The sequence below is a fragment of the Mycobacterium sp. G7A2 genome (assembly GCF_041902445.1).
Lineage (GTDB): Bacteria > Actinomycetota > Actinomycetes > Mycobacteriales > Mycobacteriaceae > Mycobacterium.
In genome coordinates this window covers 4,661,105-4,683,360 of record NZ_CP169251.1, presented here as the reverse complement: position 1 = coordinate 4,683,360, position 22,256 = coordinate 4,661,105, and the positions used below count along the sequence as shown (strand labels likewise).

Sequence of the window (22,256 nt, the reverse complement as noted above, 5' to 3'; positions counted from 1 at the left end):
CTAGCGTGACGTGTCGAGCCCACCGCGCTAGGAGACTGCATTGACCACCGAAGCAGCGCCGTTGACCGCTGGTACCCACACTGGGCCAGCCGGAACGTCGATCATCAAGCCGTCGTACCACCCCCGGCTGACCAACGAGGATCTCGCGCCGCTGGTCGAACAGAAGTGGAACTGGTACAACATCTTTGCGTTCTGGATGGCCGATGTGCACAGCGTCGGCGGGTACGTGACCGCAGGCGCGCTGTTCGCCCTGGGCCTGACCAGCTGGCAGGTGTTCGTCTGCCTGATAGTCGGCATCTGCATCGTGCAGTTGTTCTGCAACCTGGTCGCCAAGCCCAGTCAGGTTCAAGGCGTTTCCTATCCGGTGGTGGCGAGGGCTTCGTTCGGGGTGATGGGCGCCAACATCGCCGCCATCATCCGGGGCAGCATCGCCATTGCCTGGTACGGCGTGCAGACCTTCCTGGCCGCCGGCGCGCTGACCATCGTCATCCTGAAACTGTTCCCCAGCCTCGAGGCGTATGCCACCGACGAAACCAGCTTCCTCGGGTTGTCCTACGTGGGTTACGTGAGCTTCGCGATCCTGTGGGTGGTCCAGGCCGTGGTGTTCTGGTGGGGCATGGAGATGGTGCGCTGGCTCTGCGACATCAGCGGCCCGTTGATCTACGCGATGATGTTCCTGCTGTGCATCTACATGATGGCGCGCGCCGATTGGCAGATCAGCCTGACTCTTTCCGACGAGCAACTCTCGACCGGACAGCAGATCGGCGCGATGTTCGGCGCGATCGCGTTGGTCGTGTCCTATTTCGCGGGACCCATGCTGAACTTCGGTGACTTTGCGCGCTACTCGAAGTCGTTCAAGCAGCTGAAACTGGGCAACCTGATCGGTCTGCCGATCAACTTCGTCGTCTTCTCGCTGCTGGTCGTGCTGACCGCGTCGGCGACCCTGCCGGTGTTCGGCGAGGTCATGACCAATCCGATCGACACGGTGGAGGCCATCGACACCTACACCGCAGTGCTGCTCGGCGGGTTCACCTTTGTGCTCGCCACCATCGGTATCAACATCGTGGCCAACTTCGTCGCGCCGGCGTTCGACTTCTCCAACGTCAACCCGCAGAAGATCAGCTGGCGTACCGGCGGCATGATCGCTGCCTGCGGGTCGGTGTTGCTGACCCCGTGGAACTGGTACAACAACGACGAGGCCATCTTCTGGACGCTGGGGCTGCTGGGCGCGCTGATCGGTCCGCTGTTCGGCATCCTGATCGCCGACTACTACCTGGTGCGCAAGCAGCATGTCGTCGTGGACGACCTGTTCTCGATGGAGGAGTCGGGCACCTACTGGTACAGCAAGGGCTACAACCCGGTGGCGGTGAAGGCGACGATCATCGCAGGGATCGCCTCGATCGGTTCGGTGGTGGTGCCGAAGGTCACCGGGGTGGTGTCCGACCTCGGGTCCTACAGCTGGTTCATCGGATGCGCGGTTGGGTTCGCGGCGTATTACCTGCTGGCCTACCGCGCGAATGTCGCGAACGTGGCCGGTCGGGACGTTGTCGAGGCCGGCTGACTGATACGGCCCGGTACGTCGTAATCCGGGTTTGCCAGCATGAAACGTGCTGGGAGGCGCGCAGTTTGCCGGGCCGCTGTTGACATGGCCAAGTGTGGAATCCGCGGGGCTCGGCTGGCATACTCGTCCAATTGCCAGGCCAGGTAGGCCGGCATCCCCAGGGCGACATCAGCAGGAAGCCGGATGAACGACGACCGAACTGTGATCTGCGCGCACGCCGTCGACAGCGTGCGCCGCCGATGAAGTCCGCCGACCGCCCGTCGCGGGTGGCTCTGTCCAACTGGCCGGTGCGGTGGAAGGTGCTCGCCATCGCGGCGGTCCCGCTGATCCTCGCCGGCGTGTTCGGTGGGCTGCGGATCCACTCCAGCGTCACCGAGGCAGGCGAGCTGCAACGGGCCGCAGAACGCGCCGAGATGGTTCCGGCGATCGCGGACTACATGGGCGCTCTCGAGCAGGCGATGGTCACCGCCACGCAGGGCGGTGACACCGGGTCGGCGTTGACGGTGTACGGCTCGGCGCGCTCGGAGTTGGAGCGGCGCGTCACCGACACCGATCTGCCGGACAGCACCCGGCTGGCCGCCAACACACTGCTCGATTACGGCCAGGATCTGCTGGACGGGATCTCGGCCAACACGATCGACCTGCGCGGCCGGGTGACGACCTACGCGCCGTTGTTGCTCACCGCCGAGACGGCGATCACCGGGCTGGTGGATACCGATGACCAGACCGTGCAGGCAGAAGGGGACGCGCTGGCGCGGGCGGTCGGCGCGCGCGGGCAGATGGCAATGCAGCAGATGCTGGTCACCAGCGGTGGCGGGCTGCCCGAGCCGGAGCTGCGTTCGGCGATGATCACCATCGCGGGCACGGAGCCGTCCACGGTGTCGGCCATGGGCGGCTACTTCGGTGGCGCGACCGATCAAGCCGCCTCGCTGCGCTCGGAGATGGTGCGGCGGATGTCGATGCTGTCCGACCCTGCGTCCGTGCTGGTCGGAAACCCTGACCTGCTGGCTTCCCAGCAGGTCACCCGCGACATCGCCGACGGGCTGATCGCCCAGACCACCCACTCGATCCCGGCCACCGTGAACAGGCAGGCGGCCGATGCTCGGACGGCGGCGATCCGGGACGCCGCACTCGTCGGCGCGGCGATCGTGGTGGCGCTGTTGCTCGTCACGCTGGTGGCCCGCACGCTGGTGCGGCCACTGCGCACGCTGCGCGACAGCGCGCTCAAGGTCGCCCACGAGGACTTGGCGCGCGAGGTCGAACACGTGCGCACCGACGGCAAGACCTTCCCCGTCCAGCCGGTCCCCGTGCACACCTCCGAAGAGGTGGGTCAGGTCGCGCACGCCGTCGATGAACTACATGAGCAGGCGGTGCTGCTGGCGGGTGAGCAGGCCCGACTGCAGCTGCAGGTCACCGACATGTTCGAGACGCTGTCGCGGCGCAACCGCACACTGGTGGACCAGCAGCTGTCGCTGATCGACCAACTGGAGCGCGACGAGGAGGACCCCGACCGGCTGCAGAGTCTGTTCCGGCTCGATCACCTGGCGGCGCGGATGCGGCGCAACGGCGCCAACCTGATGGTTCTCGCGGGTGCGCGGATTCCGCGCGAGCAGGCCGAACCGGTGGCGCTGACGGCCGTCGTGAATGCGGCTGCTTCCGAGGTCGAGGACTACACCCGGGTGGAACCGGCCGACCTGCCCGACACCGAGGTCTCCGGCGCCGTCGCCGGTGACCTGGTGCATCTGTTGGCCGAGCTGCTCGACAACGCGCTGCGTTACTCTCCACCGGCGAACCCGGTGCGGGTGTCGGCGGTGCACACCGGTAACGGCGGTCTGGTCGTCGAGGTCAGCGACACCGGTCTGGGCATGACCGAGTCCGATCTGCGGGTCGCCAACACCCGGCTGGAGTCCGGCGGTGAGGTCAATCCCTACACCGCCCGCCACATGGGACTGTTCGTGGTCGGCAGGTTGGCCATGCAGCACGGTCTGGTGGTTCGGCTGCGCAGCACCACCGCCACCCGCGAGCCCGGGGCGGGCACCACGGCCGGGGTGTACGTGCCGGCGACGTTGCTGGCCACCAGGGCCCGTCGGCAGCCGGCGGTGACCGCGGCACCGGCGGCGGAACCTGCCGCGCTCCCTGCCGTGGCGGCCCCTGCGCCGGCGCCGAGGAAGGTGACACCCGACCCCGCGACCGCACCGGCCGAGCTGCCCCGGCGCAGACCGGGTTCCAGTCGTAGGGGTGGTGTCTCCGGACCGGCCGGACAGCCGGTCCCGCCGCAGCGTTCCGACGTCGCCGCCTTCTTCGCCCCCAGACCCGAACGCATCTGGTCGCCGCCGGTGACCGAGGACGTCTCGCCGCCGGCAGCCAACGGCGACATTCGGCCCGTCCAGGAGTCCCCGGTGACCCGGGAGGTCGAGGACGCCCCGGTGACCCGGGAGGTCGAGGTGACTGGGACCGCCGAGGACGATGATGCGATCTACCAGAAGATGCTGTCGGAATGGCTGGTCGATCCGCACGAGTTGTCGCAGAATCCCGACCTGAACTGGAAGTCGGTCTGGGACCACGGCTGGTCGGCGGCCGCAGCCGCCGAGAAGACCCCCGTGAGCGCCCACACCGTGGACGGTCTGCCGGTGCGCCAGCCCGGTGCGCGCCTGGTTCCGGGGGCGGCCGGCCAGGACAGCCACCATCACGGCGGTCACCCGGTAGCATCGCCGGTCAGTCACGACCGCAGCCACGACCGCAATGGCAACGACACCGGCAACAGCGCTGGGAACGGCGCGCACGGCAGGCATCTGCGTGATCCCGACGCCGTGCGCACCAGCATCGGCCGTCACTTCGGTGGCGTCCACGCCGCCAGGGCGAAAGTGCAGGAGACCGGAGGAGCCCACGCCGAATGACCCCGCATCCGCAGAACGAGCGGGATTCGCTGGATTGGCTGGTGTCCAGATTCGCTCGGGACGTGTCCGGGGTGTCCCACGCCGTGCTGGTGTCGGCCGACGGTCTGCTGATCGCGGCCAGCGAGCACATGCCGGGGGAGCGCGCCGACCAGCTCGCCGCGGTGACGTCCGGGTTGGCGAGCCTGTCCACCGGGGCAGCGCAGTTGTTCGACGGCGGTTATGTCCTGCAGTCGGTGGTGGAGATGGAGAACGGATATCTGCTGCTGATGCGTGTCGGCGACGGGTCCAACCTGGCCGCGTTGGCGACCCGGCACAGCGACATCGGGCAGATCGGCTACGAGATGGCGATGCTCGTCGAGCGCGTCGGTGCTGTCGTCTCGCCGCCGCGCCGGACCCCGCAGCACTCGTGAGCGATCCATGGCTGGCGATGGTGACCGCGGTACCGGTGAGCCCAGCCTGGTCCGGCCGTACACGCTGACGGCCGGACGAACCGACGCGCAGGTCCAGTTGGCCCTCGAGGCCGCGGTCGGCATGGTCGCGGCGGTGCCGCCGCCCCGCTGGCCGTCCACCGACGTGCGGTGCCAGATCCTGGCGCTGTGCACCGGGCGGCCTTCGGTAGCCGAGATCGCGGCGCATCTCTCACTGCCGCTCGGCGTGGCGCGGGTGCTGGTGGGGGACCTGGTAGTGCAGGGTTACGTGCAGGTGCACGCCACCCTCGGCGCGACCGACACGGTCGATGCCCGGCGAGAACTGATCGGAAGGACGTTGCGTGGCCTCAGGGCGCTCTAGCGGACAGGCGTCGACGAAGATCGTCATCTCCGGCGGGTTCGGCGCCGGCAAGACGACGTTCGTGGGTGCGGTGTCGGAGATCGTTCCGCTGCGCACCGAGGCCCTGTTGACCAACGCCTCGGAGGGCGTGGACGGGCTGGAGGCCACACCGTCGAAGTCGACCACCACGGTGGCGATGGACTTCGGCCGGATCAGCCTGGGCGACGATCTGGTGCTGTACCTGTTCGGCACCCCGGGGCAGCGCCGCTTCTGGTTCATGTGGGACGACCTGGTCCGCGGGGCGATCGGCGCGATCATCCTCGTCGACACCCGCCGGCTGGCCGACAGTTTCGCGGCGGTGGATTTCTTCGAGGCGCGCCGACTGCCGTTCCTGGTCGCCGTCAACGAATTCGACGGTGCGCCACGCCATCGGCTGTCTGCGGTGCGCGAGGCGCTGGCGCTGTCCGAGCAGGTGCCGATCCTGCGGGTCGATGCCCGCAGCCGCGAGTCGGCCAAGGCCGCGTTGATCGCGGTCACCGAATACGCGCTCAGCAGGCTGCCCGCCGCGGCCGGCTGAACCGGTGCGCGACGTCGAAACCGACCGGGAGTTCACCGGCGAGGACTTCCGCGACGAAGACCTGAGCCGGTTGCGCACCGAGCGGGTGGTGTTCACCGAATGCGACTTCTCGGGCGTGGACATGGCGGAGTCCGAGCATGAGGGCTCGGCGTTCCGCAACTGTACGTTTCGCCGCACGTCGCTGTGGCACAGCACGTTCCGGCACTGCAGCTTCCTCGGCTCGACGTTCGTCGAGTGCCGGATGCGGCCGTTGACGCTGGTCGAGGTGGACTTCACCCTGGCCGTGCTCGGCGGGGCCGACCTGCGTGAACTCGATCTGTCGGACTGCCGGTTTCGCGAGGCCAGTCTGGTCGGCACCGACTTGAGGCGCGCGGTGCTGGCCCGATGCGACCTGACCGGGGCGCGTGTGCAGGGTGCTCGGATGGACGGTGCCGACCTGCGCGGCGCCCGCAGCGATGCGTCGCTCTGGACGACGGCCGGGCTGCGTGGCGCCAAGGTCGACGTCGAGCAGGCGGTGCGGTTCGCCGCCGCCCACGGTCTCGACATTCACGGCGGCTGAAGACCGCGCAGGTCAAAAAACCGCACGTCACGAGGTGTTTGACGGCACACCCGTAAAAGTCGCATTTGCGATGCGCAATTTATAGCGTGCAAGGCATGCAGCTCACCCGGTTCACCGATCTCGGCCTTCGGGCCGTGATGTTGCTGGCCGCGGGCGAAGCCGACGGTCGGCGGGTCACGACCGGATCCATCGCCGCCGGCGCGAATGCCTCGGAGAACCACATCGCCAAGGCGGTGGCCCGGCTTTCCGACCTGGGACTGGTATCGGCCCGGCGCGGCCGGCTCGGAGGTCTGACACTGACCGACGAGGGCCGAAACGCCTCGATCGGGTGGCTCGTTCGCCGTCTCGAAGGTGACCGGGAGGTCGTCGAGTGCGGTGGCGCCGCCCCCTGCCCGCTGGTACCGGCGTGCCGGCTGCGGCGGGCGCTGGCCGACGCCAAGGAGGCGTTCTACCGCGAGCTCGACCACCACACCGTCAACGACTTGGCCCGAGGCGCAAGCCTTCCTGTGCTCGCCGTGCCCGCTGTGCCCAGACCGCACCATCCGAAAACCGAAAGGACCGATCACCCATGACCGAGACCATCGTCGCCGCCGAGCTCGACCCCGCCCACGCGGAGCTGATCTCGGCGACGCTGCCGCTGGTCGGCGCACACATCGACGAGATCACCCGCGAGTTCTATCGCCGGATGTTCGCCGCGCACCCCGAGCTGCTGCGCAACCTGTTCAACCGGGGTAACCAGGCCCAGGGGGCCCAGCAGAGGGCGCTCGCGGCGTCGATCGCCACCTTCGCGACCCACCTGATCGATCCGGCGCTGCCACACCCCGCGGAGTTGCTGTCGCGCATCGGACACAAGCACGCCTCGCTCGGCGTCACCGCCGACCAGTACCCGATCGTGCACGAGCATCTGTTCGCCGCCATCGTGGAGGTGCTGGGCGCGGACACCGTCACGGCTGAGGTGGCCGAGGCCTGGGACCGGGTGTACTGGATCATGGCCGACACGCTGATCGAGCTCGAGCGCGGGCTCTACCGCGCGGCCGGGGTCGGGGAGGGCGACGTCTACCGCCGCGCCCGGGTGGTGTCGCGCGTCGACGACCCGTCCGGCACCGTTCTGGTCACGGTGCGCACCGACGGTCAGATGTGCGGCCTCGCGCCCGGGCAGTACGTGTCGGTGGGCGTGACGATGCCCGACGGTGCCCGGCAGTTGCGGCAGTACAGCGTGGTGAACTCTGCCGGGTCCGGGGAACTCACGTTCGCGGTCAAGCCCGTCGTCGCGACCGGCGGGCAGCCCGCCGGGGAGGTGTCCAGCTGGATCGCGGCGAACCTGCGCGTCGGCGACATCCTCGACGTCACGGTGCCGTTCGGTGACCTGCCCGTGCCCACCGGCGCCGAGCCGCTGGTGCTGATCTCGGCCGGCATCGGCGCCACCCCGATGATCGGTGTGCTGGACTACCTGGCCGTGGAGGCTCCCGAGGTGCGCGTGCACGTGCTGCACGCTGACCGCAGCGCGCAGAGCCACCCGCTGCGCGGGCGGCAGCGGGAACTGACCGACCGGTTGCCCAACGCCACCCTCGAGGTCTGGTACGAGGACGGGGTCGGCGCAGACGCCCCGGATGCACACGCCGGGCTGCTGAATCTCGACGCCGTGCCGCTCGCCGAGGACGCGCAGATCTATCTCTGTGGCAACAACGGCTTCGTGCAGGCGGTGCGCGCGCAGTTGACGCAACGCGGGGTGCCCGCGTCGCGGGTGCACTGCGAGCTGTTCTCGCCCAACGACTGGCTGCTGGGCTAGGCGCGGGTCACCGCGCGCGCGACCAGGTCGGCGACCGCCTGGCAGTAGTCATGCGTCGCCGGCCGGTCGCTGTACAGGGCGAGGGTGTGCAGCGGTGAGCTCACCAACTGCATGACCACGGTGGGGCGGACGTCCTCGCGCAGTTCGCCGCGCGCCTCCGCCCGGCGCAGGATCTCGTTGACGGCCTGCTGGCGCGTGGCCCAGAACTGTGCCCGGGTCTCGACGTCGACCTCGTAGGACTTGCTGTCGACGACCATCATCCGCGCGATCCGGCGGCCGACCGGGTCGTTGAGATACCGGGCGATGCAGTGGGTGAGCGCGGACAGATCCCCGTGCAGAGAACCCGTGTCGGGCATCTCGGTGATCTCCCGGGTGTAGTTGAGCAAGGCATCGACGATCAGCTGCCGTTCGGTTCCCCACGTCTGCCGGAAGAAATCCGGGGTGAGCTGAGCGCGATTGGCGGCGCCTTCGATGCTGAAGCGGTCCACGCCCCACTGCTGCAACTCGTCCAGCGCTGCGTCCAGCGCCGCCTCGCGTGTCGACCCGTGTGACACCTGATCGTCCCCCCGGTTGTGCCGTACCCGGGCTGAGAGTACGGAAAATGACATGTTCTGCCCAAATCTAGGACAACATGGCGTGCCGCGGCTAGATCAGGCTGTGCGGAATGGCCCTCGCCCGCGTCGTCGTCAGGCTGTGCAGGATTGCCCGACTCCTCACGGGCTCGTCCCTCGCCCGCTTCGTCGTCAGGCTGTGCAGGATTGCCCGACTCCTCACGGGCTCGTCCCTCGCCCGCTTCGTCGTCAGGCGGCCTTGAGCCTGATTCGCCAGCGCACGAAGCCCAGATAGAAGACGCTGATCGCGGCCAGCATCGCCATGTCGAACAACCAGGCGCCCGAGGTGTGCTCCCAGTGCCTGTCCTGCGGGGTCAACGGCCCGGGCACCAGCCGGATCAGGTCGATGGTCGACGCCGACGCCGCGAAGCCCCAGCGCGCCGGCGTCGCCCAGGACAGCTGATCCAACACGATGCGGTCCGTCACCGGGATCATGCCGCCGGAGAACACCAGCTGGCTCATGACCGCGACGACCAGCAGGGGCATGATCTGTTCGGCGGATTTGGCCAGCGCCGACAGCGCCAGACCGACCATCGCCGAGGCCACCGTGGTGGATGCGATGTCGACGAACAACTCGAGGCTGCGGTTGCCGATGACCGCGCCGCTGTCCACCGCGCCGGGTCCCCACCCCTTGCCCAGGATCGCGATGGAGGTGACGATCGCCGACTGGACGACCGCGAACACGGTGAACACGAACACCTTGGCCAGCAGGTAGGCGGTGGTGGACAAACCGACGGCCTGTTCACGGCGGAAGATCGCACGTTCGCCGATCAGTGCGCGGATGGTCAGGGCGGTGCCCATGAAGATGGCGCCGACGTTGAGCATGACCAGGATCTGTCCCGGTTCGTTGGGTGCCGGGCCGCCTTGGATGGCGGTCACCGGGACGCCGAAGCCGACGTCGCCGGGCACCGACAGCGACAGCACGCCCATGATGAACGGAAGCGCCATCAGGAACGCGAAGTAGCCGCGGTCAGACACCACCAGGCGCACCTGCCGGCGCGCGATCGTCGACAACTGCCGGCGCACGCTGGTGCGAGTCGGGTTCCCCAGTTCCGACGGTGCCAGCGCAGCTGGCTGAGGTGGGGGAGGGCCGTGTTGGGCCAGGTAGCGCTCGTGGGCGCCGGTCGGGTCGCCGGCGACGCTGGAGAAGATGTCGGCCCAGTTGGTGGTACCCATCGACGGACCGATCTGGCTGGGCGGACCGTAGAACGCGGTCATGCCGCCCGGGGCCAGCAGCAGCACCTGGTCGCAGACGTCCAGATAGGTCAGCGAGTGGGTGACGACGAGCACGACGCGGCCGGCGTCGGCCAGCTGGCGCAGCATCGTCATCACCTGGCGGTCCAGGGCGGGGTCGAGACCGGAGGTCGGTTCGTCGAGGATCAGCAGCGACGGGCCGGTCAGGAGTTCGAGTGCGACCGAGGCGCGTTTGCGCTGCCCGCCGGAGAGCTTGTCGACGCGGGTGTCGGCATGCTTGGTCATCTCGAGTTCTTCGAGGACCTGCGCCACGACCTGGGCGCGGTCGTCCTTGGTGGTGTCCGGCGGCAGGCGTAACTCGGCGGCATACATCAGCGCCTGATTGACGGTCAGCTCACCGTGGACCACGTCGTCCTGGGGGACCATCCCGATCCGGGAGCGCAGCGACGCGTACTCGGCATGGATGTCGTGGCCTTCGAAGGTGACGGTGCCGGACGTCGGATGGGTGTAGCCCGCGACCTGCCGGGCAAACGTGGACTTGCCGGCGCCGGAGGGGCCGATCACCGCGGTCAGCGTGCCGGGACGGGCGGTGATGGAGATGTTGTCGAGCAGCGTCTTGTCGCCCTCGATGGTCCACGTCAGTCCGCGCACGTCCAGACCGCCGGTGGCGGTGTCGGCGGCGGTCTCGGTGCGGCGGGCCAGGGCGCCGCCGTGGAACACCAGGTCGACGTTGCCGATCGTGACGGTGTCGCCGTCGTTGAGCAGCGCGGTGTCCACACGGGCGCCGTTGACGAATGTGCCGTTGATGCTGCGGTTGTCGCGGATCTCGGTTCCGGCCGCGGTAGGCACCAGCGTGGCGTGGTGCCGCGAGGCCAGCACATCGGGGATGACGATGTCGTTGTCACCCGCACGGCCGATCTTCGTCGACCCGGGCGGTGTCTCTGCGGGCCGGCCCGGCCGCAGGATCCGCAGCATGCTGGTCGCGATGTTGCCGTCCGCGGACCGGGGTGCGGCGGCGGGGCCCATCATCGTGGCCGACTCCATCTCCGAGGACGAGATGGGCTGGGGTGCACCCGGTTGGGCGACCGAGGGCGGAGCCGTCGAATAAGACACCGAGGGCGGAGTAGTCGAATGGGGCACCGACGGCGGAGTAGTCGAATGGGGCACCGACGGCGGAGTCGTCGAATACGAGCCTGACGCCGGGGCCGGTGAATAAGCCACGGACGGCGGAGCTTGGGGGGCGGGTCGCGGGGGTGGCGCGCTCGGCGGGTAGGTGCCCGGTGCGCTCTGGTACGGCCGGGCGCCGCTGGGATAGCCCGGCTGCGGCGGGACCGGCGAACCGCTCGGACGGCCCGGCACCCGGATCGACGTCGTGGAGGGCGGCCGGCCGGCCGATCCTTGGTGGCGGCCGACGTCGAAGGTCAGCAGCGGACCGTCAGGATTGCCGAGGTGGATCTGCTGACCGTCGACGATCTCGACGGTCGGCACCCGTCGTCCGTTGACGAAGATGCCGTTCAGCGAACCGTTGTCGACGGCGAGCCATCGGCCCTGCTCGAATCGCAGCACCAGATGGGCACGCGAGATCAACGGGTGGGCGATGCGGACGTCGGCGCGCAGGTCCCGACCGACCACGACGTCGCTTCCGGCCGCAAAGGTCCGTGTGGAACCGTCGTGCCGCACGGTCAGCGCAGGGGATGCGGGTCGGCTCACGGAGCCGCTCCGGCGGCGACATTAGACATCGCGACAACTCTAACCGGCGCTTCCAGGCGCGGATGCTCCACCTGACGGTGTCTGTGATCTGTTGCAGCGCCGTTATCCGTCCGTTTCGTACGGCGATGACGTGTGCGAACGCCGCGTCGACGCGGGTGTGGCGTCGCGTGCGGCGCCTCGGTACGTCACCATGAGGGCGACGTGTCGCCGGCGCCGATCTCGAGGAAAGCCACGGCCGGGTCGTACGCCGCATCGGTGCGCCCCCGCACCTCGGCGATCGTCGCGACACGCCCGTGGTGCTCGCCGCCGACGCCGTGCGGCATCGCGACGCTCACTGTCGCATGGAAACCTGCTGAGAGCGCGGCGGATAACGCGACGGCATCACCGTCGGAAAGGGCGCGACAGACGGGCTCGGCGACGGCGATGGCGGTGGGCGCGGGCGGCTGCCGTCATATTAGAGATGTACCTCTACTTTAGGGTGGTGCAATGCCGCGGCCCGCCCGATACTCCGTAGACCTCCTTCTCGATGTGGCCGCGGAGCTGCTGGCCGCCGAAGGGCCTTCGGCCGTCACGATGTCTGCGGTCGCCCGCGCCGCGGGAGCGCCGAGCGGCTCGGTGTACCACCGCTTTCCCACTCGCGCCGCCCTGTGCGGCGAGCTGTGGGTGCGCACCGAGGAGCGGTTCCAGGAGGCGCTGATCGACGCGCTGTCGGAGGACAACGACGCGCAGCAGCGCTGCGTCGCCGGGGCGTTGCGGATCGTGCAATGGTGCCGCGAGAACTCGACCGAAGCGCAGGTGCTGCTGGCCGGCCCGCACGAGCTCGGTCTGGGGGACTGGCCGGACACGATCGCCGGTCGGCGGAAGCGCTTGCAGCGCAAGCTCCGTAAGGCGATGAACGACCTGCCCGACGAGGAGGGACGGGTCAGTGCGGCCGTGCTCGACGTGCCCGGCGCCATCGTGCGCCGTCATCTCCGGGCTCGTCAGAGCATTCCGGTCAGCGCCGACACGATCGTCGCCGACTGCGCCCGGGCGCTCATACCCCCGGTGTGACGGTGTCCGGGGAACCGGTCACCACACAGTGCGTGTGGCTGTAGATCGTCGCCATGCACTGATTGCAATGCGTGCACAACGATTTCACCGCCTCACCGTCGGCCTGGATCCGGTTGAGCAGATCCGGTTCGGCCAGCAGCGCGCGCCCCATCGCGACGAAGTCGAACCCCTCGGCCATGGCCAGGTCCATCGTCTGGCGGTTGGTGATGCCGCCCAGCAGGATCAGCGGCATCGACAGCTCGGCGCGGAACTGCTTGGCATCACGCAGCAGGTAGGCCTCTCGGTAGGGGTACTCCCGCAGGAACTTGGTGCCCGTCATCCGGATGCCCCAGCGCAGCGGCGGCTTGAAGGCGCCGGCGAACTCCTTGATCGGCACATCGCCGCGGAACAGGTACATCGGGTTGACCAGAGAGCTGCCGGCCGTCAACTCGATCGCGTCCAATCCTCCGTCCTCCTCGAGCCACTTCGCGGTCTGCAGCGCTTCCTCGGTCGAGATGCCACCCCGCACCCCGTCGGCCATGTTCAACTTCGCCGTCACCGCGATCGGTGTGCCGGCCTTCTCCACTGCCCGGCGCACCGCCAACACTGTTCTGCGGGCGACCTTGGCCCGATTGGCCAACGACCCGCCGAACTCGTCGGTGCGCCGGTTGATCAGCGGCGACAGGAACGAACTCGCGAAGTAGTTGTGCCCGAGATGGACCTCGACAGCGTCGAAGCCGGCGTCGATGGCATAGCGTGCCGCCGCGGCATGGGCCGCCATGACGTCGTCGATGTCGGCTCGGGTGGCGTGGCGGGCGAACCGCATCGACAGCGGGTTGAAGAACCGCACCGGCGCCAGCGCGGTGGCCTTGTTCGACCGCGCGTTGGCCACCGGACCGGCGTGACCGATCTGAGCGCTGATCGCCGCACCCTCGGCGTGGATGGCGTCGGTGAGGCGACGCAGCCCGGGGATCGCCTCCGGACGCCAGTAGATCTGGTTGCCCTCGGTGCGGCCGCCCGGGGACACCGCCAGGTACGCCACGGTCGTCATGCCGACCCCACCGGCGGCAGGCAGCCGATGGTAGGTGATCAGATCATCGGTGACCAGTGCATTCGGGGTCGACGCCTCGAAGGTCGCCGCTTTGATGACACGGTTGCGCAGGGTGATCGGGCCCAGCTTGGCAGCAGTGAACACATCGTTGGGGGCTGTCATGTCGCAGAGCCTGCCACGGCTGCTGTCAGAATGGCAGCCGTGGGTGCAATCACTTTGGACGGCAAGGCCACGCGCGACGAGATTTTCGTCGATCTCACCGAGCGGGTGAAGAAGCTCACCGACTCCGGTCGCACGCCGGGGCTGGGCACGGTGCTGGTCGGTGACGACCCCGGTTCGCAGGCCTACGTGCGGGGAAAGCACTCCGACTGCGCCAAGGTGGGCATCAACTCGATCCGTCGCGACCTGCCCGCCGACATCAGCCAGTCGGCGCTCGAGGAGGTCCTCGACGAGCTCAACGCGAACCCTGACTGCACCGGCTACATCGTGCAGTTGCCGCTGCCCAAGCACCTGAACGAGAACGCTGCGCTCGAGCGGGTCGACCCCGGCAAGGACGCCGACGGGCTGCACCCGACGAACCTGGGCCGGCTCGTGCTCAACGAGCCGGCACCGTTGCCGTGCACGCCGCGCGGCATCGTGCATCTGCTGCGCCGCTACCAGGTCGAGATCGCCGGCGCGCACGTCGTGGTCATCGGGCGCGGTGTCACGGTGGGCCGGCCGCTGGGGCTGCTGCTGACCAGGCGCTCGGAGAACGCGACCGTGACGCTGTGCCACACCGCCACCCGGCATCTGCCACAGATCACCCGGGAGGCCGACATCATCGTCGCCGCGGCCGGGGTGCCGCACATGGTGACCGCGGAGATGGTGCGTCCGGGCGCGGCCGTCGTCGATGTCGGGGTCAGTCGCGACGACGCCGGCAAGCTCGTCGGCGACGTGCATCCCGGGGTTTGGGACGTCGCCGGCCACGTCTCCCCGAATCCCGGCGGGGTGGGTCCGCTGACCCGGGCGTTCCTGCTGACCAACGTCGTCGAGCGCGCCGAGGCCGCCGCAGCCTCGTGACGCTGAAGGATGTCGCCCGCAAGGTGTTCGCCGGGCAGTGGCCGATCTTGCTGGTCGGCCTGTTCCTGGTGGCCGCGTTCGGGTTGGTCGCCTTCGGTTACTGGCGTCGCGGTGCCGCCGTGATGGCGGTCGGTGTCGGAGTGGCCGCCGGCTTGCGGCTGATGCTGTCCGAGGATCGTGTGGGGTTGCTCGCGGTGCGCAGCCGCACGGTCGACGTGGTGACCACCGCGTCGGTCAGCGCGGCGATGCTGTACATCGCCTGGACCATCGATCCTCTCGGTACCAGCTGAGGCGCCCTCGTCGGTTGCGGACGGGCCGGCTCTCATGCACGGTGTACCCGGTTGCCCCCGTTGCGCTTTGCGACATACATCGCCGAGTCCGCGGTTGCGATGAGCTGGTCGATCTGCGGAGAACTGTCGTCACCTGGCAGCTGTGCGAGCGCGGCGGTGCTGATTCCGACGCTCGCCGTCACGTGGTGGGGTAGCTCAGCGATGTGTTCGCACAGACGATGCACGTCGTTTTCGATCGTTTCCGCCGACCCGATCGCGGCGACGAGGAACTCCTCCCCGCCGGCCCGGCACACCGTCGCGCCGGGCGGACCATTGCGCCGCAGCACGTCACCGACGGCGCGCAGGGCACGGTCGCCAGCCGGGTGCCCTTTGGAGTCATTGAGATATTTGAAGGCGTCCAGATCGACCATCGCGACGACGAGTTCCCCGTCGGCGGGGGTGCCGCCCTTCAGGCGGCGGAGGAGGATGTCCGTGAAACCCCGCCGGTTCAACAACCCGGTGAGCGGGTCCACGTCCGATCGCATCGCGTAGGTGCCGAGGGCTCGGGATGCTCCAGCGATGGCCGCCGGCAGCGCGGCGTTCAGGAACAGGATGAGCCAGAATGCGGCAAGCGCGGTGGCCAGATTGGTTTCGGCACCGAGTTTCGCGCACGCCACCGTCGCTGTCCCCGTTGCCACACCGAAGTTGAACAGCACGAGCCTGAGGTTGTGGAAGAACGCGACATACCCGCCGGTGACCGTGGTGGCGGTTGCGCCGAGAACGGCCAGTGCAGGGGTGGGTTGGATGAAGCTCCACCCCGATATCAACAGGATGCCCGCAACCATGGCCAGCGCGGACTGCCGGCGGGTGGGCCAGCGGATCAACCAGAACGCCGCCATCGACGCCGCGAAGCAGGCGAAGAGTGAGACGAGAATGTACTTGGGCGCCGAGGGCAGACTCAGTGCGAAGAGCGAAGTCGCGGTGATCAGCGCCGTCGAGACGGACAGGACCGCCATCATCCATTGCGCCGACCGGCGCAGTCCCCGCTCCGCCAGAAACTGGCTGGTCCAGTCGAACCGGTCCGGATCGCTCCACCGTCGTTGGGTCCGTGCCATTCAGGGGCGCCCCGCTCGGGAATCAAGATCGGCGAATCCTGTCGACAAGACTATACAAATCGGCACGGCTGTCGTCATGTTCGGCGGGGCCTGGCGGCCCGCATGAATGTGGCGGGCCCCGCCGCAGGCGATGTTTGGTTACTGCTCAGTAAGGTTACTCGTCCGCCGTCAGCGTTGTGACAGCTGTCACAGCACCGAGAGACGGGAGGCCTGATGTCGGCGATCAAAGCGTTGGCCCGGTGGAGCAAGGCTCCCGCGCGGGACGTCGAAACGGCGTCGGGACCCTGGGTCAACATCGTGCGGGGATTGGCGGCCCGGGCGACCACTCCGTTGCTGCCCGACGACTACCTGTCTTTGCTGAACCCGCTGTGGTCGGCGCGCGAACTGCGCGGCGAGATCATTGCGGTGCGGCGGGAGACCGAAGACACCGCCACGGTGTTCATCCGCCCGGGATGGGGTTTCGCCGGGGACTACCGACCCGGCCAATACGTCGGCATCGGACTGCGGGTCAACGGCCGGTGGCACTGGCGGTCGTATTCGTTGACCTCGGTGCCCGAACAGGACGGTGAGCAGATCTCGATCACGGTCAAGGCCACCCCCGAGGGGTTTCTGTCGACCCACCTGGTCAACGGTGTCGAACCGGGCACCGTCATCCGGTTGGCGGCGCCGAAAGGGGACTTCGCGCTGCCCGATCCGCCCCCGCCGGCACTGTTGTTCATCAGCGCCGGCAGCGGGATCACCCCGATCATGGGCATGCTGCGCTCGCTGCGGGCGCGCGAACAGCACCCCGACATCGTCCACGTGCACTCGGCGCCGTCGGCTGACGCGGTGATCTTCCACGACGAGCTGCGCGAACTGGAGAGCAAGCAGGACGGATACCGGCTGCATCTGCAGCTGACCGACAGCGATGGCCATGTCGACTTTGCGCAGTTCGACACGGTGGTGCCCGACTGGCGGGAACGTTCGGCGTGGGCCTGCGGTCCCGCGGCAATGCTCGATGACGTCGAAAACCTCTGGAAGGAGCACGGTCTCGACAGCGAGCTGCACATGGAGCGGTTCACCATCGCCGCCACCGACAAGGGCGGCGAGGGCGGCACCGTCACGTTCGCCATCTCCGACAAGCAGGTCGAGGTCGACGGGGCGACGACCCTGCTCGAAGCCGGTGAGCAGGTCGGCATCCAGATGCCGTTCGGCTGCCGGATGGGAATCTGCCAGACCTGCGTGCTGCCGCTGGACGGCGGGCACGTCCGCGACATCCGCTCCGGTGACGAGCACGGCGCCGGCGATCGTATCCAGACCTGTATCTCCACCGCATCCGGCGACTGCACCATCAACATCTGAGAGGCAACCATGGCCATCACCGACATCAAGGCGTACGCCCACCTGACCGACGAGGACATCGAAGCGCTGGCGGCCGAACTCGACGCGATTCGCGCGGAGGTCGAGGAGTCCCGCGGCGAGCGCGACGCTCGCTACATCCGGCGCACCATCCAGTTGCAGCGGGCGCTGGCCGCGGGCGGGCGTATCGCGTTGTTCGCCAGCAGCAGTCGCCTGGCCCGCATCGCGGGAACGGCGATGCTGGCCAGCGCCAAGATCATCGAGAACATGGAGCTGGGCCACAACGTCATTCACGGTCAGTGGGACTGGATGAACGATCCCGAGATCCACTCCACCGAGTGGGAATGGGACACCGCCTGCCCGTCGGCGCAGTGGAAGCACTCCCACAATTTCGTCCATCACAAGTACACCAACGTCGTCGGACTCGACAGCGACGTCGGCTACGGGATCATGCGGGTGACGCGTGACGAGCCGTGGGAGCCGTGGATGATCGGCAACCCGGTGTACAACCTGCTGCTGGGCACGCTGTTCGAGTGGGGCGTGGCGCTGCACCACATCGAGACCGAGAAGATCCGCAACAAAGAGAAGACCTGGGCCCAGGCGATGAAGGATCTGCGGGTCATGGGCAAGAAGATGGGCAGGCAGGCCGGCAAGGACTACCTGGTGTATCCGGCGTTGGCGGGGACGAACTGGAAGAGCACCCTCAAGTGCAATGTGGTCGCCAACCTGATCCGCAACTACTGGGCCTACATGGTCATCTTCTGCGGGCACTTCCCCGACGGGGCCGAGAAGTTCACCGTCGAGGAGTTCGAGAACGAGACGCGCGGGGAGTGGTATCTGCGGCAGATGCTGGGGTCGGCCAACTTCAACGCCGGACCCGTGATGGCGTTCATGAGCGGCAACCTCTGCTACCAGATCGAGCACCACCTGTTCCCCGACCTGCCCAGCAACCGGTACGCGGAGATGAGCGTGCGGATACGTGAGCTGTGTGAGAAGTACGATCTGCCCTACACCACCGGACCATTGGCCCGTCAGTACTGGCAGTCGTTCTGGACGATCCTCAAACTCGCGCTGCCCGATAGGTTCCTGCGGGCCACGCCCGACAACGCGCCCGAGACGAACTCCGAGCGCCGCTTCGAGGCGGCGGTGCCGCTGGCCAAGACCAACGGGGACACGTCGGGACGGCGTCGCGGTCTGCGCACGGCGATCCGGCAGCGGATGACGTCCGCAGCCTGACAATCCTGCCTGTGCTGCGCCGAACGTGCTCTGCCGGTAACGGTTTCACTCAACGGTCTACCGTGCGAGCACGTTCGGCGCCGACGTCGGGCCACGCCGGCGGGGACGCTACTGCAGGCCGGCGGGGACGATGTCGCGGGCGGCCAGGAAGCTGGGGCGCCGGGATTTGGCGGCGAACGGCTCGACGAGGCCGTTGTCCACCGAGTTGAACACCAGGAACACGTTGGAGCGCGGATACGGCGTGATGTTCGAGCCCGACCCGTGCAGCAGGTTGGCGTCGAACCACAATGCGGTGCCCGCCGGTCCGGTGAACTGGTCGATGCCGCGTTCGTCGCACGCTTTGACCAGGGTGTCCTGGTCGGGGGTGCCGATGCGCTGGGATACCAGCGACGACGTGTAGTTGTCGTCCGGGGTCGCCCCCACGCACGGATAGAACGTCTGGTGCGAACCCGGCATCACCATCAGCGAGCCGTTGAACGGATAGTTGTCGGTGAGCGCGATCGAGCAGGAGACCGCCCGGATGGCGGGCATACCGTCTTCGGCGTGCCAGGTCTCGAAGTCCGAGTGCCAGTAGAAACCGCTCCCGGTGAAGCCCGGCATCATGTTGATCCGTGCCTGGTGGATGTACACGTCGCTGCCGAGCAGTTGACGCGCCACCGGCAGGACGGTCTCCAGGCCCACCACCTCGGCGATCAGATTGCTGAGCAGGTGCGGTTCGAACACCGAGCGGATGCCGCCACCGGGCTCGCGGATGACCCGCGGGTCATCGTGATCGAGCTCGGCGCCGAGGCGGTTGAGCTCCATCGACAACGGCGGCAGCCACTCCGGCCCGACGGTGCGGGGCCGGATGAGGTAGCCGCCATCGGCATAGCTCTGAAGCGCCTCGTCGTCGAGCGGGCCCTGATCGGCACTGCCCCACACACCGGGTTCGATGCGCGGGATCGGCGGGATCGCGTGGTCGAGTCGGGTTGGATAGTGGTCGTCAGTGCGTGTGTTCATAGGCAAAAACTTCGTTGGCTAGTTGGTCATGCGATTTGCGCTGGCGGAGGGTACGCCCCTGTCTCGTCGTGGACCTCACGGCCGGTGACCGGCGGGTTGAACACACACAGCATACGCATCTGCTCGTCGCAGCGGATGCGATGGCGTTCATGCCCGTTGAGCAGGTACATCGAGCCGGCTTTGAGCGGATGTTCCTCGCCGGTCTCGAGGTTGGTCAGCACGCCGGAGCCCTCGACCAGCCAGACGGCCTCCACGTGGTACTGGTAGTGGAACTCGTTGACCGAGCCGGCCTGAATCGTCGTCTCGTGGAACGAGAATCCGACCCCGTCGTCGGCCAGGATGATGCGCTTCGATCTCCAGGTCCCGTCCGACACATCGCGTTCGGTGCCGGTGATGTCGTCAGTGGTGCGCACGATCATGAAATTGTCACTCCTCGGGTGTGGGTTTCGGTCAGCCGAGTGCGGCGGAGATGGACTCGTCGAGCACCTCGAGCCCGGCGGTCAGGTCGGCCTCCGATGTGGTCAGCGGCGGCAGCAGCTTGACGACCTCGTCGGCCGGGCCACTGGTTTCGGCGAGCAGACCACGTTCGAACGCAGCCTTGCAGACCGCGCCGGCCAGATCGGCATCCTCGAATTTCAGCCCCTGGACCATACCGCGGCCGCGGGCGCTGATGCCGTCCCGGTTGGCGGCCATCTTCTCCATCAGATCGCGCATGAGCGTGCCCTTGGACAGCGTCTCATCGCTGAATGTGCTGTCCTGCCAATAGGTTTCCAGCGCCTTGGTGGCGGTGATGAATGCCGGGTTGTGCCCGCGGAAGGTGCCGTTGTGCTCGCCGGGGGTCCACACGTCGAGATCGCGGCGGAACAGCGTCAGCGCCATCGGCAGCCCATAGCCGCTGATCGACTTGGACAGCGTGACGATGTCGGGGGTGATCCCGGCTTCTTCGAAGCTGAAGAACGGCCCGGTGCGCCCGCACCCCATCTGCACGTCGTCGACGATCAGCAGGATGTCGCGCTTTCGGCACAGCTGCTCCAGCGCCTGCAGCCACTCGGCGCGGGCGACGTTGACGCCGCCTTCACCCTGCACCGTCTCCACGATCACCGCGGCCGGCCGGTTCAGCCCGCCGCCGGAGTCGTCGAGCACCCGCTCGAACCAGTGGAAATCTTCGGTGACCCCGTCGAAGTAGTTGTCGTAGGGCATCGGGGTGGCGTGCACCAGCGGGATGCCGGCGCCGGCCCGCTTCATCGAGTTACCGGTCACCGACAGCGCGCCCAGCGTCATACCGTGAAAAGCGTTGGTGAAGTTGATGATCGATTCGCGACCGGTGACCTTGCGGGCCAGTTTGAGTGCTGACTCCACGGCGTTCGCGCCGGTCGGGCCGGGAAACTGCACCTTGTAGTCAAGTTTGCGCGGAGCCAGGATGACGTCGTTGAAGGTCCGCAGGAAGTCGGTCTTGGCCACCGTGGCCATGTCCAGCGAGTGGACGATCTTGTCCGAGGTCAGGTAGTCGATCAGGGCCTGCTTGAGCGCCGGGTTGTTGTGGCCGTAGTTCAGCGCGCCGGCACCGCCGAAGAAGTCCAGGTAGCGGCGCCCGTCGACGTCGGTGACCCAGGAACCCTGGGCGGTGTCCATGACGGTGGGCCAGCCGCGGCAGTAGCTGCGGACCTCGGACTCGATGCTGGTGTACTCGTCGGGAAGGCTGGGTTGCGACAGTGTCGACTCCGTAGTGATGGTCATTGACATCCTTTCGTTCGACCTATTGCAGTTCTGCACTAGTCGTTTCAATTACTTCAATCGTTCAAAGGGGCCGTGATCGGTCCGATTCGCAGCAGTGGTTCGTCCTCGTGTGCGCCCTCGGGGTCCAGGTCTGCGGCCGAGAAGTGGTCGTGCTCGGTCATCGGCACACCGTGCCGGCGGGCCAGCCCGCCGAACAGCGCGCGCGATGATGCGTTACTCGGTGCGACGGTCGCCTCCACCGTCACCGGGTGTCCGCCGCGTTCGCTGCGGATGCGGTGCACAAGTGCGTCGAGCATGGCTCCACCGAGTCCGGTGCCACGCTCCGAGGCGGCGACCACGACCTGCCACACGAACAGCACGTCCGGTCGCTGCGGAGGGTGGTACCCACCGATGAACCCGCATACACGTCCATCTCGCTCCGCAACGATGGAACTATCGGCAAAGTCGGTGCACAGCAGCACATAGGCGTAGGTGGAGTTCAGGTCCAGCACACCGCTGTCGGCGACCAGCTTGTGCACGGCCAGCCCGTCGGCCGCGCGCGGACGGCGCAGGTGCTGTTCCCTGGGTTCAGGGCGTGGTTGCCCGCCTGGGGCGCTTTCACCTGAAAGATCGTTTAGCGCAGGGTTGACCGATTCCATAAGTTGTTAGCTGTCACCACCGAGTTACGTATCGCGTGTCGAATTTCAAATCGTCGGCCCAACGAACGTATGCGAGGTGACGTGCCGACTTCAAGTTGCTCGACGACGCAGTTGACCAG

The 22,256-nt window shown here is 67.8% G+C and carries 22 protein-coding genes; 13 read left to right on the top strand and 9 right to left on the bottom strand.

Going from position 1 to position 22,256, the window contains the following annotated elements:
- The first annotated feature begins 40 nt into the window (after nucleotides 1-40).
- The 8 genes from ACEWX3_RS22175 (at nucleotide 41) to ACEWX3_RS22140 (ending at nucleotide 8,151) form a co-directional block, all read left to right on the top strand.
- Nucleotides 41-1,561: an NCS1 family nucleobase:cation symporter-1 gene (locus tag ACEWX3_RS22175; protein WP_207067642.1), complete on the top strand. Its 1,521-nt coding sequence runs from the start codon at nucleotides 41-43 to the stop codon at nucleotides 1,559-1,561.
- 239 nt (nucleotides 1,562-1,800) lie between these two features.
- Nucleotides 1,801-4,458: an ATP-binding protein gene (locus tag ACEWX3_RS22170; protein WP_374157708.1), complete on the top strand. Its 2,658-nt coding sequence runs from the start codon at nucleotides 1,801-1,803 to the stop codon at nucleotides 4,456-4,458.
- Nucleotides 4,455-4,868 (top strand): roadblock/LC7 domain-containing protein, encoded by a 414-nt coding sequence (locus tag ACEWX3_RS22165; RefSeq protein ID WP_221349184.1) that lies wholly within the window; start codon nucleotides 4,455-4,457, stop codon nucleotides 4,866-4,868. The genes ACEWX3_RS22170 and ACEWX3_RS22165 overlap by 4 nt, the downstream gene beginning before the upstream one ends.
- Nucleotides 4,869-4,875: 7 nt before the next feature.
- Nucleotides 4,876-5,247, top strand: coding sequence for a DUF742 domain-containing protein (locus ACEWX3_RS22160; RefSeq protein WP_221349182.1), 372 nt, complete (start codon nucleotides 4,876-4,878; stop codon nucleotides 5,245-5,247).
- A complete protein-coding gene (locus ACEWX3_RS22155; RefSeq protein WP_207067638.1) occupies nucleotides 5,228-5,803 on the top strand; it encodes an ATP/GTP-binding protein in 576 nt (191 codons plus the stop codon). The genes ACEWX3_RS22160 and ACEWX3_RS22155 overlap by 20 nt, the downstream gene beginning before the upstream one ends.
- A gap of 4 nt (nucleotides 5,804-5,807) precedes the next feature.
- Entirely contained in the window at nucleotides 5,808-6,362 is a 555-nt protein-coding gene (locus tag ACEWX3_RS22150) for a pentapeptide repeat-containing protein (protein ID WP_374157707.1), read from the top strand.
- Nucleotides 6,363-6,457: 95 nt separating this feature from the next.
- Nucleotides 6,458-6,934: an Rrf2 family transcriptional regulator gene (locus ACEWX3_RS22145; RefSeq protein WP_374157706.1), complete on the top strand. Its 477-nt coding sequence runs from the start codon at nucleotides 6,458-6,460 to the stop codon at nucleotides 6,932-6,934.
- Entirely contained in the window at nucleotides 6,931-8,151 is a 1,221-nt protein-coding gene (locus ACEWX3_RS22140) for a globin domain-containing protein (protein WP_221349176.1), read from the top strand. Before ACEWX3_RS22145 ends, ACEWX3_RS22140 begins: the two co-directional genes overlap by 4 nt.
- On the opposite strand, the gene ACEWX3_RS22135 is transcribed toward ACEWX3_RS22140, so the two are convergent.
- From ACEWX3_RS22135 to ACEWX3_RS22125, 3 genes are all read right to left on the bottom strand, one after another.
- Nucleotides 8,148-8,759 (bottom strand): TetR-like C-terminal domain-containing protein, encoded by a 612-nt coding sequence (locus ACEWX3_RS22135; RefSeq protein WP_374157705.1) that lies wholly within the window; start codon nucleotides 8,757-8,759, stop codon nucleotides 8,148-8,150. The two genes, ACEWX3_RS22140 and ACEWX3_RS22135, sit on opposite strands and share 4 nt — an antisense overlap.
- A gap of 192 nt (nucleotides 8,760-8,951) precedes the next feature.
- A complete protein-coding gene (locus ACEWX3_RS22130; protein WP_374157704.1) occupies nucleotides 8,952-11,666 on the bottom strand; it encodes an FHA domain-containing protein in 2,715 nt (904 codons plus the stop codon).
- A gap of 185 nt (nucleotides 11,667-11,851) precedes the next feature.
- Nucleotides 11,852-12,001, bottom strand: a complete 150-nt coding sequence (locus ACEWX3_RS22125; RefSeq protein WP_374157703.1) for a hypothetical protein — start codon at nucleotides 11,999-12,001, stop codon at nucleotides 11,852-11,854.
- Nucleotides 12,002-12,152: 151 nt separating this feature from the next.
- Here ACEWX3_RS22125 and ACEWX3_RS22120 point away from each other — a divergent pair, with 151 nt between their 5' ends.
- Complete coding sequence (locus ACEWX3_RS22120) at nucleotides 12,153-12,716, top strand: TetR/AcrR family transcriptional regulator (RefSeq protein WP_221349168.1); 564 nt, start codon at nucleotides 12,153-12,155, stop codon at nucleotides 12,714-12,716.
- Here ACEWX3_RS22120 and ACEWX3_RS22115 read toward each other — a convergent pair.
- Nucleotides 12,700-13,908 (bottom strand): NADH:flavin oxidoreductase, encoded by a 1,209-nt coding sequence (locus tag ACEWX3_RS22115; protein WP_374157702.1) that lies wholly within the window; start codon nucleotides 13,906-13,908, stop codon nucleotides 12,700-12,702. The genes ACEWX3_RS22120 and ACEWX3_RS22115 overlap by 17 nt on opposite strands.
- Before the next feature lie 39 nt (nucleotides 13,909-13,947).
- Between ACEWX3_RS22115 and ACEWX3_RS22110 the strand changes: the two genes are divergently transcribed.
- Nucleotides 13,948-14,805, top strand: a complete 858-nt coding sequence (locus ACEWX3_RS22110) for a bifunctional methylenetetrahydrofolate dehydrogenase/methenyltetrahydrofolate cyclohydrolase (RefSeq protein ID WP_207067840.1) — start codon at nucleotides 13,948-13,950, stop codon at nucleotides 14,803-14,805.
- Entirely contained in the window at nucleotides 14,802-15,095 is a 294-nt protein-coding gene (locus ACEWX3_RS22105; protein ID WP_207067839.1) for a DUF3017 domain-containing protein, read from the top strand. The genes ACEWX3_RS22110 and ACEWX3_RS22105 overlap by 4 nt, the downstream gene beginning before the upstream one ends.
- Before the next feature lie 32 nt (nucleotides 15,096-15,127).
- Here the strand turns inward: ACEWX3_RS22105 and ACEWX3_RS22100 are convergent, their stop codons facing one another.
- Complete coding sequence (locus ACEWX3_RS22100; protein ID WP_221349166.1) at nucleotides 15,128-16,189, bottom strand: diguanylate cyclase; 1,062 nt, start codon at nucleotides 16,187-16,189, stop codon at nucleotides 15,128-15,130.
- Nucleotides 16,190-16,402: 213 nt separating this feature from the next.
- On the opposite strand from ACEWX3_RS22100, the gene ACEWX3_RS22095 reads away from it, so the two are divergent.
- Together ACEWX3_RS22095 and ACEWX3_RS22090 are read left to right on the top strand one after the other, a co-directional pair.
- Entirely contained in the window at nucleotides 16,403-17,530 is a 1,128-nt protein-coding gene (locus tag ACEWX3_RS22095) for a ferredoxin reductase (RefSeq protein WP_207067838.1), read from the top strand.
- Between the two features lie 9 nt (nucleotides 17,531-17,539).
- Nucleotides 17,540-18,763, top strand: a complete 1,224-nt coding sequence (locus ACEWX3_RS22090) for a fatty acid desaturase (protein WP_221349164.1) — start codon at nucleotides 17,540-17,542, stop codon at nucleotides 18,761-18,763.
- 108 nt (nucleotides 18,764-18,871) lie between these two features.
- Here the strand turns inward: ACEWX3_RS22090 and thpD are convergent, their stop codons facing one another.
- The 4 genes from thpD to ectA are packed head-to-tail and all read right to left on the bottom strand — an operon-like array spanning nucleotide 18,872 to nucleotide 22,137.
- Nucleotides 18,872-19,762 carry an ectoine hydroxylase gene (gene thpD, locus ACEWX3_RS22085; RefSeq protein ID WP_207067836.1) on the bottom strand — a complete coding sequence of 297 codons (891 nt, stop codon included), beginning with the start codon at nucleotides 19,760-19,762 and terminating at the stop codon, nucleotides 18,872-18,874.
- A 26-nt stretch (nucleotides 19,763-19,788) separates the two neighbouring features.
- On the bottom strand, nucleotides 19,789-20,181 hold the full coding sequence (locus tag ACEWX3_RS22080) for an ectoine synthase (RefSeq protein WP_207067835.1): 393 nt from the start codon (nucleotides 20,179-20,181) through the stop codon (nucleotides 19,789-19,791).
- Nucleotides 20,182-20,212: 31 nt separating this feature from the next.
- The gene (gene ectB / locus ACEWX3_RS22075; protein ID WP_374157701.1) at nucleotides 20,213-21,499 is read right to left on the bottom strand and encodes a diaminobutyrate--2-oxoglutarate transaminase; all 1,287 of its coding nucleotides are present in this window, start codon (nucleotides 21,497-21,499) and stop codon (nucleotides 20,213-20,215) included.
- Nucleotides 21,500-21,552: 53 nt separating this feature from the next.
- On the bottom strand, nucleotides 21,553-22,137 hold the full coding sequence (ectA, locus tag ACEWX3_RS22070) for a diaminobutyrate acetyltransferase (protein WP_207067833.1): 585 nt from the start codon (nucleotides 22,135-22,137) through the stop codon (nucleotides 21,553-21,555).
- Between the last annotated feature and the right edge of the window lie 119 nt (nucleotides 22,138-22,256).